The sequence below is a fragment of the Lactonifactor longoviformis genome (assembly GCF_042848515.1).
Classification (GTDB): Bacteria; Bacillota; Clostridia; order Lachnospirales; family Lachnospiraceae; genus Lactonifactor; species Lactonifactor longoviformis.
On sequence record NZ_AP031453.1, the window covers coordinates 2,689,571 to 2,703,300 of the forward strand.

The 13,730-nt window shown below is 45.7% G+C and carries 15 protein-coding genes; 11 read left to right on the forward strand and 4 right to left on the reverse strand.

Annotated elements, in window-relative coordinates; translation table 11 throughout:
- Positions 1 to 8 precede the first annotated feature (8 nt).
- Both hisB and hisIE read left to right on the forward strand, forming a co-directional pair.
- Entirely contained in the window at positions 9 to 599 is a 591-nt protein-coding gene (gene hisB / locus ACGHCT_RS12405) for an imidazoleglycerol-phosphate dehydratase HisB (RefSeq protein WP_072850971.1), read from the forward strand.
- Positions 600 to 677: 78 nt separating this feature from the next.
- On the forward strand, positions 678 to 1,967 hold the full coding sequence (hisIE, locus tag ACGHCT_RS12410) for a bifunctional phosphoribosyl-AMP cyclohydrolase/phosphoribosyl-ATP diphosphatase HisIE (protein WP_390436133.1): 1,290 nt from the start codon (positions 678 to 680) through the stop codon (positions 1,965 to 1,967).
- A 41-nt stretch (positions 1,968 to 2,008) separates the two neighbouring features.
- Here hisIE and ACGHCT_RS12415 read toward each other — a convergent pair whose 3' ends face one another.
- The gene (locus ACGHCT_RS12415) at positions 2,009 to 2,440 is read right to left on the reverse strand and encodes a MarR family winged helix-turn-helix transcriptional regulator (protein ID WP_390436135.1); all 432 of its coding nucleotides are present in this window, start codon (positions 2,438 to 2,440) and stop codon (positions 2,009 to 2,011) included.
- Positions 2,441 to 2,611: 171 nt separating this feature from the next.
- Here ACGHCT_RS12415 and ACGHCT_RS12420 point away from each other — a divergent pair, with 171 nt between their 5' ends.
- Positions 2,612 to 3,343, forward strand: a complete 732-nt coding sequence (locus ACGHCT_RS12420) for an RNA polymerase sigma factor region1.1 domain-containing protein (RefSeq protein WP_390436137.1) — start codon at positions 2,612 to 2,614, stop codon at positions 3,341 to 3,343.
- Between the two features lie 48 nt (positions 3,344 to 3,391).
- Here the strand turns inward: ACGHCT_RS12420 and ACGHCT_RS12425 are convergent, their stop codons facing one another.
- From ACGHCT_RS12425 to ACGHCT_RS12435, 3 genes are all read right to left on the reverse strand, one after another.
- Entirely contained in the window at positions 3,392 to 3,778 is a 387-nt protein-coding gene (locus tag ACGHCT_RS12425) for a NifB/NifX family molybdenum-iron cluster-binding protein (RefSeq protein ID WP_072850979.1), read from the reverse strand.
- Between the two features lies 1 nt (position 3,779).
- Positions 3,780 to 4,169 (reverse strand): DUF134 domain-containing protein, encoded by a 390-nt coding sequence (locus ACGHCT_RS12430; protein ID WP_072850981.1) that lies wholly within the window; start codon positions 4,167 to 4,169, stop codon positions 3,780 to 3,782.
- 81 nt (positions 4,170 to 4,250) lie between these two features.
- Positions 4,251 to 4,601, reverse strand: a complete 351-nt coding sequence (locus ACGHCT_RS12435) for a helix-turn-helix domain-containing protein (protein WP_072850983.1) — start codon at positions 4,599 to 4,601, stop codon at positions 4,251 to 4,253.
- Between the two features lie 528 nt (positions 4,602 to 5,129).
- Here ACGHCT_RS12435 and ACGHCT_RS12440 point away from each other — a divergent pair.
- The 8 genes from ACGHCT_RS12440 (at position 5,130) to ACGHCT_RS12475 (ending at position 13,700) form a co-directional block, all read left to right on the forward strand.
- On the forward strand, positions 5,130 to 5,309 hold the full coding sequence (locus tag ACGHCT_RS12440; protein WP_072850985.1) for a hypothetical protein: 180 nt from the start codon (positions 5,130 to 5,132) through the stop codon (positions 5,307 to 5,309).
- A gap of 30 nt (positions 5,310 to 5,339) precedes the next feature.
- Positions 5,340 to 6,386 (forward strand): ATPase, T2SS/T4P/T4SS family, encoded by a 1,047-nt coding sequence (locus ACGHCT_RS12445; RefSeq protein ID WP_072850987.1) that lies wholly within the window; start codon positions 5,340 to 5,342, stop codon positions 6,384 to 6,386.
- A 107-nt stretch (positions 6,387 to 6,493) separates the two neighbouring features.
- Complete coding sequence (locus ACGHCT_RS12450; protein WP_390436140.1) at positions 6,494 to 7,876, forward strand: hypothetical protein; 1,383 nt, start codon at positions 6,494 to 6,496, stop codon at positions 7,874 to 7,876.
- A 9-nt stretch (positions 7,877 to 7,885) separates the two neighbouring features.
- Positions 7,886 to 8,035: a hypothetical protein gene (locus ACGHCT_RS12455; RefSeq protein ID WP_158640994.1), complete on the forward strand. Its 150-nt coding sequence runs from the start codon at positions 7,886 to 7,888 to the stop codon at positions 8,033 to 8,035.
- A 6-nt stretch (positions 8,036 to 8,041) separates the two neighbouring features.
- Positions 8,042 to 9,136, forward strand: a complete 1,095-nt coding sequence (locus ACGHCT_RS12460; RefSeq protein ID WP_390436142.1) for a hypothetical protein — start codon at positions 8,042 to 8,044, stop codon at positions 9,134 to 9,136.
- Between the two features lie 137 nt (positions 9,137 to 9,273).
- Entirely contained in the window at positions 9,274 to 9,609 is a 336-nt protein-coding gene (locus ACGHCT_RS12465; RefSeq protein ID WP_072850991.1) for a hypothetical protein, read from the forward strand.
- Positions 9,610 to 9,618: 9 nt separating this feature from the next.
- A complete protein-coding gene (locus ACGHCT_RS12470; protein ID WP_072850993.1) occupies positions 9,619 to 9,996 on the forward strand; it encodes a hypothetical protein in 378 nt (125 codons plus the stop codon).
- 23 nt (positions 9,997 to 10,019) lie between these two features.
- Positions 10,020 to 13,700 (forward strand): hypothetical protein, encoded by a 3,681-nt coding sequence (locus ACGHCT_RS12475; RefSeq protein ID WP_390436144.1) that lies wholly within the window; start codon positions 10,020 to 10,022, stop codon positions 13,698 to 13,700.
- Positions 13,701 to 13,730 lie beyond the last annotated feature (30 nt).

Consider the following 13,730-nt stretch of genomic DNA (forward strand, 5'->3'; position numbering starts at 1 on the left):
AGAAAGCTATGAGCAGAAAGGCAACTGTGACCAGAGATACAAAGGAAACACAGATTCAGCTGACTCTGGAGCTGGACGGCAGCGGAAGCAGTTCTATCGATACCGGAGTGGGATTTTTTAATCATATGATGGAAGGGTTTACCCGTCATGGGCTATTCAATCTTACGTTAAAGGTAAACGGGGATCTGGAGGTGGATGACCACCATACGATAGAAGACACGGGAATCGTGCTGGGGACTGCTATTGCCCAGGCTGTGGGGGATAAAAAAGGAATCCGCAGATACGGAAGCATGATACTTCCTATGGATGAAACCCTGGTTCTGTGCGCCATTGATTTATGCGGACGTCCCTATTTCTCCTTTGACGGGGAATTTACAAGGGATAAGGTGGGAGATATGGAGACGGAGATGATTCGTGAATTCTTCTATGCCGTCTCTTACAGTGCGGGAATGAATCTTCATATGAAGATTCTTACTGGCGGGAATAACCATCATATGGCAGAAGCCCTTTTTAAGGCATTCGCAAAGGCATTGGATGCTGCGGCAGCCTTTGACGGGAGGATTACAGACGTTCTGTCAACGAAGGGGACTCTTTCGTGAGGACTGCCGTCCAGATCCTTTGAATGCGCGTACGGTGTGCCCGTACGTTAAAGTACAGATATGGGAGATAAGATTAGTATGAGAGATAAATTATTAATACCCTGCATTTACTTGAAATATGGAAAGGCCGTATGCGGTCTGGGCGAAGAAGCCACAAAAGCCTTTGATATGCCGGAGCCTGTGGAGCTGGGGAGATTATACGGGAATCAGGGAGCGGATGAAGTTTTAATTTTTGATTTATCGGAGACAGATGAAGAACATGACGCTGCCATTGGAACTATTCGGGAGATTGCAGAGAAGGCAGAGGTGCCTGTCATTGGTGCCGGCCATATCAGACGTATGGAGGATGTGAAAAAACTTCTCTATGCAGGATGCAAAAGAGTTGTACTTAATTTTTCAAAACCGGGAAATATAGAATTGCTGGAAGAGGTGTCAAAGCGGTTCGGGAAAGATAAGATAGGGGCAGCAGTGTCTGAGCCGGAGCAGGTAAAAAAGAATCTGGAGCTGCTGAAGACTTATGCGGACATGATTCTGTCTCTTACCAACGACTGGCAGCCTTTCAGGGAAGACTGGGAGGGAGAGCTTCTAGTGACAGTGCTTCCCAAAGAAAGGGATGCGGTTTTCGAGGTTTTGAAGCAGCCGGGTGTTACAGCTGTCACGGGAGCCTATGTCAGTGATCCCAAGGCGGATCGGATGAAGCTGAAAAAGTCCTGCCGCAAGGCCGGTATTCCGGTAAATACATGGGAGAGCCGGATAGCATGGAAAGATTTTAAGAAGAACAGTGACGGGATGGTGCCGGTAATTGTCCAGGACTACAAAACCAGTGAGGTTCTGATGCTGGCCTATATGAATCAGGAGGCTTTTGAGACAACCTTGGAAACCGGAAGAATGACCTATTGGAGCAGAAGCAGGAATGAACTGTGGATGAAAGGACTGACCTCCGGACATTTCCAGTATGTAAAATCATTGACGCTGGACTGCGACAATGATACCATTCTTGCAAAAGTTTCCCAGGTAGGGGCGGCCTGTCATACGGGAAACAGAACCTGCTTTTTCCAGGAACTGGTGAAAAAAGAGTATGAGGATACCAATCCTCTGAAGGTTTTTCAGGATGTCTATGATGTGATACTGGACAGAAAAGTACATCCGAAGGAAGGATCCTATACCAATTATCTTTTTGATAAGGGAATCGACAAAATTCTCAAAAAGGTAGGGGAGGAATGCACGGAGATTGTGATTGCCGCCAAAAATCCGGATAAAGAAGAGATCAAGTATGAAATCTCAGATTTCCTCTATCATGTTATGGTCCTTATGGCGGAAAAGGAAGTAACCTGGGAGGAAATTACCAGAGAACTGGCCAGAAGATAGTAATAATCCAGGGAGTTTTCCCTGGATTTAGTATTCTGCTCTTACATAGTAACTGCGTTTTCTGTGACTTTTTTCAGCATTTCTACGAAAACAGTTTTCTCTGAAACGGTTAGGTTTTTTGTTAATTTCAGGGACCATTCTTCTCCGATTTTCTTCAGCAGAGGGTAGAGTACCTGGGATTTGGATGTGGGTGAAACGTCAATGGAACGATTGTCTTTTGGATTGGGAGAACGGGTAATATAACCGTTGGCTTCCAGCTTGGCCATCATTTTGGCTACCGTGCTTTTATCCATGTCGAGAATCTCGCAGAACTGATTCTGAACCATTTTCCCGTTTTCACAGATAATCATGATAAAGGGAGTCTGACCGCTGGTTACTCCCAGAGTCTTAGTCTCCTCGTTCAGGTACATCTGGGTTTTTCTATGTATGACAGATGTCATTTTCAGGATATCGTCCGGGGATATGTCCGGCATAAGAGTACACCTCAATTTCATAATAGTTATGAGACTATATTATAATCTGATTGTAAAAAAGTCAATAGTTGGCAATGAAACATTTAGGGAGTCACAGCTTGTGGAGAATCTGCCTTTATGGTATGGTATAGGGAACGGTATACGCCGGGAGATCAAAGTTTGGAGGTTATTATGGAAGATAAGCTGCAATTTCAAAAAAAGCTGAAGAAACTGATGGAAGAGGCAAAGGATGCAGGGGACTGTATGTCTCAGGAAAGAATAGAGGACTTTTTCCGGGAGGATAGTCTGTCAGAGGAACAGCTTGCGATGATAAAGGAATATCTGCTTGCCCGGGGCATCACAGTTTCCGGATACAGGGGAGACGAAGTCTTAGCAGAAGAAAAGAAGAAAAAGCTGTCTCCGGATGAGGAGGCATACTTAAAAAAATACAGAGAGGAGTTATCTCTGATCCGAAAGGAAGAAGAAGGGGAGAGAGCCTGTCTCATCCGGGAAGTAATACAAGGGGATGCATTGGCGAAAGGCAGACTTGCAGAGCTCTATCTTGAAACGGTGGCAGAGCTGGCTGAAAAAATAGCAGGACCGGATATTTTTCTTGGGGATGCTGTGGCTGAGGGCAATGTAAATCTCTTGCTGGCTGTGGAACGACTGGATACAGAGGCGGACGCAGATACGTTTATCAAAGAAGAAATCCGCAGAGGAATTCTGGAATTGAACGAAGAACTATCTGAGCAGAAAAGAAGAGATGAGATGATGGTAAACAAGGTCGAGCGTCTGGAAGCTGCGATAAAAGAGCTGACAGAGGATGAGGATACAAAATTCAGCATTGAGGAATTGTCATTTTACCTTGAAATGACAGAGGAGGAGATACGGGATATTTTGAATCTGACAGGAGAAGACAAATAAAAAGGAGGATGCCCCTCCTTTTTATTTTTGTCTTTTTAAATGCAGCCCTTAGCAGTGACCGCTGCAGTCACCGTGACAGTCTCCTCCGTGGTGGTGATGTTCGTGATCTGCACATTGGGTATCAGGGTTGTACTGAAGCTGCCCTGACAGAAAGGCTGTTACCTGAGCGTCAGCATTGCCTGAGACACCTGGATACAATTCAATGCCGGCAGCAGCAAGGGCAGTCCTTGCACCGCCGCCGATTCCTCCGCAAATGAGGGCGTTTACCTCATGCTCCTGTAAAAATCCGGCCAATGCACCATGTCCCTGCCCGTCCGTGGATAGGACTTCTTCAGAAGTGATACTTCCGTCTTCTAAGGTATAAATTTTAAAATACTCGGTATGTCCAAAATGCTGGAATACCTCTCCGTTATCGTAAGTTACTGCAAGTTTCATCTTAATTTCCTCCTGTTTTTGTTTTTTTGGCACATGAACTTTGATGGCAGCAGCAGGTGCCTTTCGCCTTTCCGCAGCATTCTCTGGAGAGGGAACACAGGGCATATGAGCCGCCCTGAATCAGCAGCTGCTTTCCATTTATGAGGGCATCTGCCAGTTTTTCTCTGGCGCTGTTATAGATTGCCTGGACAGTTGTCCTGGCTACATTCATCTGGCGGGAACAATCCTCCTGGGTGTAGCCCAGCAAATCGATCAGACGGATGCTTTCATACTCATCCAGTGTCATCTCTATCTTCCCGGTGACGGGAAGAGGAAGGTCTGATTCCCACGGACCAAAGCTCTTGATTCCGGGCAGACCGCAGATACGTCTGCATTTGGGCGGGCGAGGCATAAAGTTCATCTCCTTTGTTTCTGACTTATGTCATTTATTATAAAACTATTATCGACATATGTCAATAATGGGAAGGGGAAATTATTCTTTTTTCTGAAGTTCTTTTAAAAAGGATACGTAGGCTTTCAGATGAGCGGGCGAGGAATGGCGTGCCAGTTCAAGAAGCTGCTTCATATCCGGATTTTCTTTTAGCTCCCTGGCCATCTCCAGAAGTTCAGAATCTTTTTCTCCGGACAGAAGAGGCTCTCTGCCAAGAAGGGAGTCCACAGTCACATGGAAGTGATCGGCCACTCTGGCAAGTCTGTCTCCGGAGGGGATCGTGTGCTCCCATTTTTTGATGGTGCCATTTCCGAATCCGCAGATGCGCTCCAGCCCGGCGATTGTAATTTGGTATTCTTTACAGAGTGATTTCACTCTCTCATACAGGTTCATAATAGCGTCCTTTCTAATAATCCATATAAAGTAGCAAAATAGTTGTTGACAAATAGTCTGCAGACTATTATAATTAACCCATAGTCAGAGGCAAACCTCTAAAGCTTCCCACTGTAAGCTAATAGTAGGGCGCCTGCCAGGGTTTGTCAATGACTAAATATAAGGTTCTTGTTTCATATAAGTGTTCATGGCATTGCAGTTTAAACTGCTTTCACAACATGCTATCTGAGACTTAGTATTTCTTAAACAATTCTAAAATCATTTATTTTCCATTAAAAACCCTATTTACCAATGAACAAAATAGCATCAGCAATTCTTATCAAGACTACTTATGGTTCCTGCCATTCGTGCTGTTTGTGGAAGAGAGAGTTTCTGTATGTTCATGAATTGGGAAATGTCCTGCTTTTATTCAGGTAATCCCCCTGGCCTTGGATAACGGGACGTGCACCGGATTGTGTGAAAGAGAACTGCTTTTGGAGGTGATGTTACGTCTGAGACGAAATACGGAAGAAAGGAGAAGAGATTGCTATGAAAGCGTTTCTTGAGGAATATGGAATTATCATTATTGTGGCAATAATCGCCCTTTTAATGGTTGTATTGGCCACTCCTCTGGGACAGTATATCGGGACAGCAATTGCCGGAACTGTTACGGATTTTATTAACAAGTCCGGAATTACCAATCCCCCTACCTGGACCAGTCCTTTTTAAAATGAAAGAAAAAAGGTCGGAGGTGAGATCTTGAATGTATGGACGTTTCAGCCGGAGAATTTCGGAGAACTTTTGCCCTATGTGAGAGATGAACTGGTGACAGACATCAATTTCAATGGGAGGGATGTCTGGATCGATCATCTGTACAGAGGAAGATACCGGGCAGACATAAAACTTTCCGAAGATTTTGTCAGTCAGTTTGCCACAAGAATCAGCAATGTAGTCAGCAAAAGCTTTAACAAATTTAATAATTTGCTGGAGGCGGAGACAGAAACTCTGCGTGTTAGTATTATCCATGAGAGTGTGGCCTGCACAGGAACATCTATCTCTATCCGAAAGACATCTCCGGCCAGACGTCTGACCGAAGACAGCATGCTGAAGGATGGCTATTGTGTACCGGAAATGCTTGTTTTTCTGGAAAATTGTATTCGGGCGCATATGAATCTAATCATGACAGGACTTCCTGGTTCCGGGAAAACGGAATTATTAAAGTTTTTGACAAAGTATATTCCTGAGAATGAGAGAGTCATTACCATAGAAGACAATCTGGAAATCCATTATCGTTCCATTAATCCACAGAAGGACTGTGTGGAGTTAAAAGTAAACGAAGAGTTTTTTGACTATACGAAAGCCATCAAAAGCTGCCTGCGGCAGAATCCCAAGTGGATTATGCTGTCTGAAGCCAGAAGCACAGAAGTAAAATATCTGCTGGAGGCTATGAGCACAGGCACCCATTGCCTGACAACTCTGCACACAGATGATGTAAATAAGGTACCGGACCGGATTCAAAATATGATGAAGGATACCGTATCTCCCCAACGGATTGAAAATGATGTTTTTTCCTTTGTAGATGCAGGGATTCTCATTAGAAAGGGAACTGACTTGAGAAAGGGAATCCGCAGATATATAGATCAGATTTGCTTTTACAGCAGGGAGAATGGAAAAAATAAGATAGTTATGATGGCAGAGGGGGGAAGTATTATAAACAGGTCACTCCCGCCGGATATCAAAAGGAAGTTTTCCTTTGCGGGCATTGAGGACCCTTTTCTTCCAAAAGAGAGGATGAATGAAACATAAATAAAAAGAATCTAAGATTTTGGCATTATCTAAATCCAAACCATCTGGCGGCCGAGGTCTCCAGATATGGGTATACATTTTCCTTGCAAAGCAATTGGAAAAAGTATTTGCTGTCTTTCGCAGGTATTGTCCTGCTGGGTGTTTGGTATGGACTGAAGATAGGTTATATTGCTGCCGTGTCCCTCTACGCTTTGCTGTTGTCGCCCTTTATTATTATGAATTCCTGTAAAAATGCCTGTGAAGAGAAAGACTTTGAGGATACTGCAAATTATCTGGAACAGATGCTGTATTCCTTTAAACGGATTCCTAAAATACTGACCTCGCTGGAAGATGCTGCCTTGGTATTTCCGGAAGGTAAGATGCACAAAGCCATCCAGTCTGCGGTACATAAGATACAAAATGAAACAGAAGAGGGAAATCTCTATCATGCAGCCTTTCAGGATATAGAGACTTTATATTCCTGCAGGAGACTGATACAAACTCATGAATTTCTCGTGAAGGCAGAAGAAATCGGGGGGGATTTTTCCAATGCTCTCCGCATACTTTTACTGGATCGGCAGCTGTGGGTAGAGCGTGTATATGAACTGGCGCAGCAGCGCAGAAATATAAGACGGAACATTTTCATCTCTCTCCTGCTTTCTGCCGGAATCTGCAAAATATCTATGATCATGCTCCCAAAAGAGTTTATGGCATTGGAGCACCCTCTTTCACAGATTGTGACAGCAGCCTACATGATATCAGGAATTACTATATGGTTCTGGGGGCAGAAAAAGCTTCAGGCAGCCTGGCTGAAAGAGGATGCAGCACAGGAAGAGGAGATTCGCAGAGAGTATGAGTATCTCAAAACCAGTGGCAGAAAAGGGGCGGCACAGCATGTGCCCGCTAAACTTCTGCTTTTGAGCCTCTCTGCAGCTTTCGCTGTGTGGATGAAATCACGGACTGCGCTGCTGCTGCTTGGAACTGTATCCATACTGCTGTGGTGTTGGCCGGGAATCAGGTATCGGCTGGCAAAAAAACGAATTATAAAAGAGGTGGATAAGGCGTTTCCGGTCTGGCTGATGGATCTCTCGCTATTGATGCAGACAGAAAATGTTCATAATGCGCTGGAAAAATCCCTTGCTAAAGCTCCCTATGTATTGAGAGAGGAGCTGTCTAGGATGCTTGACTCCATTGAAAAAAATCCAAACAGTATCGAACCTTTCCTGGACTTTATGCCATGGCTGGATTTGCCGGATGTGCAGTCCGCTTTGCGGTTGATTTACTCTATGTGGGCAGCGGGAGACCGGGAAGATATGGAAAAGCAGATAGCGGTTTTGGTAGAGAGAAATCACCATCTGATGGATAAGGCGGAGCGGCTTTCCAATGAAGACTCTCTGGCAGGAGTGGGGATGCTGGTACTTATCCCTATGGTTACAGGCTCAATAAAAATGATGACAGATATGGGGCTGCTTCTGGTGGGCCTGATGAATATTACAAAGGGAATGATATAGGAGGTATATATGAAAGAGATGTTGGAAGAATATGGAGGAACCATTGCTGGATGCCTTGCCGCAGCCATACTATTGACAGCCGGCAGATGGTGCATGGAGCCGGAGGGCCCATTAGGAGTTCTGACTGCTGTGTTCGGAAGACTCACACTGGGAGGCTGAAAGGATATGAGACAGCTGTTTGGAGAACACGGGAGAATGGCTGCAGCCGCAGTAATTGCAGGAATTTTCGCCGCCATTCTGCTATATCCGGAGGGAATTCTTAAGGTGCTGGGAGGCTTTTCAGTGACTTCAGGCGCGGCGGACACCAGCGAGACACGGGAAATTCTGCAGAAGCTCAGCAAAAAAGGAAGCCCCAAGCTTGCGGTGGAAAACAAGGTGCTGGAAATCGGGGATTCTCTATTTCTGCAGGATATGATCACAGAAGCAAGTCATGGTACAAGCTCTGATTTGCGGGAACAGGTAAAGTATTATCTGGAAGACGGTACAGAAGTCAATGGCAGTTATGAGATTTCGGGAGATAAACCAGGAGTAATCAAAATTTGGTTTGTCCTTACAGGAGAAGACTATATGGAGACCTGCAAATCCGGATACATACAGATACAAAGCCGCAAGGCAGACCCTCTGATTACAGCTCTTATAGAAGAATGGGAGATGGGAGAGGAGGGAGAAGATGTGAGGGCAAGGCTCTATAAAAAAGAGGATGAGACTCTTCTCCTGTCTTTGGAGGGAAAAGGGAGAGTGAAGCCTTTGAATCAGGATACGGTTCCCTGGAAAGATGTGAGAGAAACCATAGAGGTGTGCAGGATTGAGGAGGGAATTGAGACAGCTTGTATGGACGGGTGGTTTTACCAGTGCAGAAGTCTTAAAGAAATCCCCCGGATGCCTGAGACCGCTGAAAGCTTCCGGTTTACGTTTAAGGGCTGCAACCAGCTCAGGGCGGCTGGTATCCCTGACGGGGCCAAAGACATTGAGGGCATGTATGAAGACTGCGGGAATCTGGAACTGGCAGGTCCCATTCCCTCCAGTGTCAGAAACTGCAGAAATACGTTTAAAAACTGTGGGAAGCTAAAGGGCAGTATTGCGCTTTTGGGGTGTCCCGCGCAGTACGAAGGATGTTTCCTGCAGACTGCTACCAATGTGGGGGATTGCTGTCTGCAGCTTGTGGCAGACAGGGAGGATAAGGCAGCAGCAGCTGAGGCCATGTACAAAGAAGCGGTTAAAGATAACAGCAGCTGCCGTATCTTTGTGAGAAAAATGTAAAGAAAGTAGGTGGAATTACGAGAGAAATTATTGAAGAATATTGTCAGTCGGCAGCTATCGCAATTTTAGGCGGATGCCTTGTAGCTGTATTTTTGTGGATGGCAGAGAGCTTATCCTACTAAACGCAGGAGGGAGATATGAAAGGACTTCCAGGATATTTTATAGGAATTATACTTTTGCTTTTCTTATCGCTTATGGGCACTTCACTGGTCACCGGCAGCATTGCGGCTGAGAATGCGAGAAATTTTCACGCTTCCGCAGTCAGCCAGATCGAGAACAGCAATTATAATCCGGATGTGATTAGCAGCCTGTACAGGGAAGCGGACAGACTGGGATATGAGCTGGAACCGGTCGAGGTAAGAGAGATTATCCCGAATCGCAAGATGTGCGAGGTGGTTGTAAAATATACGTATGCAGTGGGGATTCTCCACAGCAAATCAGAGATACATGAGATCAGAGGATATGCCAGATAAGGAGGAGGTATGAAAACAGCTGTTATATCATTTTTATCCTTGCTCCTTCTTGTTTTAACCGGCGCAGCAGTACTCACAGTCCATGGAAGGAGTATACGAAAAAGTGAGATGGAAGAAAGTGCAGCGATTGCTATTGAACAGTCCATGGAAATTTTATATGCGGATCAAACCTATGAGATTCGGAATGAGACAGAGCTGGTGGCTGATTTTCTGATCAATCTCTGCTGCCAGATAGAAAGCTATGGAGATATAGAGATATCCGTTATGAATGTAGATTATGAGAAAGGAATGCTGGAACTTCTTCTGAAAGAAAAATATAGACATTTTACAGGAAAAGAGGGGGTGATTACCTGCAGAAGAGCGGTTATCTTAGAAAAAAGAGGCTGAGGAAGAAACGAAACGGTATCAGGATGGTCAGCTTAGTTCTGGCAGGTGTTTTCCTGACGGCAGCATCTCCGGTCAGCGCGCAAAGGCAGGAATCTGCAGACTGGGCGGAGGCTGAGAACAATGAAGAAGACGAGACAGATGAGAAGAAAGAGGAAACATTGATTCAGACAGCCGAATATCTGGAGAAAAACATAAAATCCTTCCATCTGCTGCCGGAGGATGACAAAAGAACCGTCTTTTTGTCACTGTCAGAGGCGGAGAAATACTTCTTTTTAAGGGCGTATACGTTTTATTTTGCTATCTGTGCAGAAAAAGAAAACATACTCAGACTTTCAGAGGAAGGTTTAAAGGAGAATGGCACCCGGCAGGTATCAGGAGAAGAACTGCAGGCGCAGTTTTATACCTGTCTGTATTTGGCACAGATTTATCATGAAAGCATTCGGAACGGGGCAGCGGGGACAGGATTTGCTGAGGCGGAGGCCGCTTTGGCGAAAATGACAGAGGATTATCAGTCGGAGGGAGAGATGTATACTCAGCTGAAGTCCCTGACCGATACCTATATGTGCTGGGGGACATATTTTGAGGAAGAGCCAGAGGAGGATGAAATGTCTGCCCTGGAGCGTGAAGTCCTGATTCCTTTGACAAAGGTTTTACTTCGGCTTCCGGATGAGAAGGAAAAAAAGCGGATTCTGGAAAGCTTTGCTTCGTTTATTAAGGGAGAGACAAAACTGCCGTCTGAGGAAGAAGAGCAGCCTGCCGCGGATGCAGCCTCCAGAGAAAAGGTACCTAAAGAAAAAGGGCCCGCGGAAGAGTTGAAAACAGAAGTACAAAAGACAAATAAGCTCCTGGCATCGGTACGTGCATCCTACAAGGTAGGATGGAACAGTGACAATACCGGATGGTGGTATGCCTACAGTACTACCGCGTACTACAAAAACTGCTGGCAGTACCTGGCGTACGATGGGGTATATGACTGGTATTATTTCAAAGACAATGGGTATATTGCCACAAACACCTGGGTGGACAGCAATAACTATGTGAATGGAAGCGGTTACTGTACTACGGCAGGGATAGGCAGCTTTAAGACGCTGCAGCAGGCCGTAGGCTCGGGCCACTGTTCTACCGTCCGGCTGACAGTATCAAGTCTTGCAAATGAAGCGGAACTTAGAATCGGTAAGACTATGACGGTAACCACTGCCCCCAACAGCTCAGGCTGTACGATATATGGCACTGGCTTAAAGCGATGGGTCATCACCGGAAGCGTATCCCTGGAAGGCAGCCTTGTATTCGATGGACAAAAAGATAAGGTGGCAGACGATGTTACCAGCAATCTTTTTGTAAAAACAGGGGGTACATTGCGTGTAAAGGGAAGCAGTGTCTGCATTCAGAATTCTATCGGTCATGGAATCTATGGGGAGGTCCAAAGCCTGATTATTGTAGAGTCAGGCAGTCTGAGGGGAAATTATCATGACGGGGTAGGAAGCTATGGAACCGTTCAGGTGTCGGGAGGGAAGTTTTATGAAAATGATACCGGGTTATACATAGCCGGAACCTATGAGGGGAAGAGGACAGGCGCCAAGGGCATTCTGACAGGAGGAGATTTCTACAGAAATCAATATGGGGTTGCGTCTTCAGAATATGCGGAGTTCAGCGTTACGAATGTTGAGATATATGAAAACTACAGATATGGCTTTCTGCTGTATCCCAATGGATATGCGAAGCTGGAGGGGACACCGGAGATATACAGCAATCAGTGCGGAATATATAATTTTGGAGAATTGCTGTTTTGTTCAGGTAATGTCCGCAGCAACAAAAACTCAGGGATTCTGAACGAAGGAAAGTATACCATGAAAAACGGGACAGTATCCTCCAACCGTGGGAGCGATGGAGGGGGAATCATCAACAAGAAAGATTTCCTGTTGGAAAACGGAACCATAAAGGATAATACAGCCTCCAGAGGCGGGGGTATCTTTAACCAGGGTGCCTTTACAATGACAGGAGGAGAAGTCACAGGAAACCAGGCGTCCCAGGGAGGGGGAATCTGCGGTGCATCCTCCTTTGCCCGAACCTCTGTTTCAGGAGGCACACTTCAAAATAATTCCGGGACAAAAGACGGCGGCGGAATCTGTATTCTGAATGGAGCTGCCTGTGAGCTGTCCAAAAGCACGCTGGAGAATAATTCTGCAGCAAGAGGAGGGGCTGTTTATCTGGACGGAACTCTGAAGGCATATGGAAATCCCAGGGTAAAAGAAGAAGTTTTTCTGGCTCCCTCACGATTTATTACAGTGACAGGAAGCATAGAACGCTTTGTATGCCAAATGGCGGCAGAAGATACCTTTCAGGGCAGGGTGCTGGCCCACTATACCCTTATGCCGGGAGACAGCGAATTAGACAAATACTCGCTTGAACAAAAAACGCAGAATACTGCATCCGGAAAACTCCTTGTCCTGGAAAGCGGGAGCCTGGAATTGACATCTTATCCCTACAGTGTATATCTGACTTCCTCTGGCTGCAGAATACATTATGATGCAAACGGGGGAACCGGGGTGATGAGCTCCGAGGTGGTCTCTGTACACAAAACCTACAGAATCCGTGATAATGAGTTTGAGAGAGAACAGGCTGCTTTTGCGGGATGGTCACTTGGAAAAGTAAATAGCGTGAACGGAAAGCTGTTTCATCCTATGGAGGAGGTCGTTCCTGAAAAGCTGTTGTCCATGTATCCATTTACTGAGGCAGAAGGAATCAGGGAGATTACACTCTATGCCATATGGGATACCGCGCCCTCTCTGGAAGTATGCGGAAATGAATTTTATGAAGGGGAAGAGGTGAGTGCGTCTCAGCTGAAGAAGGGGATACTGCAGGGGATGGACACTGAGGATGGCGATATTACTGATAAAGCAGAGATTACCCAAATTTCCTATGGCAGAACCAAAAGCGGTTATCAGGGAGAGGATCAGGAGTTTATGCAAGGACTTCCGGACAGCTATATGCTTGATACGTATCAGTACAAGGGAATGGAGAAAGGAGAAAGGATAACTGATATTCTGCGGTGCAGAGCCGAAGACTCAGCTGGGAATGTAACATTTTGTGAGATGCCGGTTTATGTGGTTTACAATAATCCCCCGGTAATTGCAGTTCCAAAACGGGTGGTTTTAACAGCTGAGGAAGCCAGGGCAGGCAGACTATCAGAAGCCAAGCTGCTAAATTATGTGACAGTAAAAGACCAAGAAGATGATATGGCAAGAGCTGCCGGTGTCCTTGACAGGGACGGGCAGGTTGTGGATATACGCAAATCCCTTATGCTGACAGAAATAAAGGACGCCGACGGTGAGTCGGTTTCCATGGAACAGGGGCTTCTGCCCGGGGAATACACAGGAGAAGTGACGGCTGCCGACAGATTCGGGAAGGCCTGCGATGCAAAGCTGCATATAGAAATCACAGACACTGAGGAAGAGCCTGGTGAGGATGCAGATGTCCGGTTTATTTCTCTGGAATATTTGGATACGCTGGCAGAAGATTCCCACTGGAGCAGAAGTGAACTGGAAGAGAGGCTGAAGAAGGAAGAACCTGAGTATACGTTTTCTCTTTCTTATCAGGAGATACAGGAAATTAAGGAAATAGCCGGTAATTACGGCAAGGATAAGGAGGGATCAGAAAAGGCCATCCGTGAAGTGATAAATAAATGGAAGGTATTCAGACAATAGGAGCAGGCTTTCGTTTTCCTGGCCGGTATG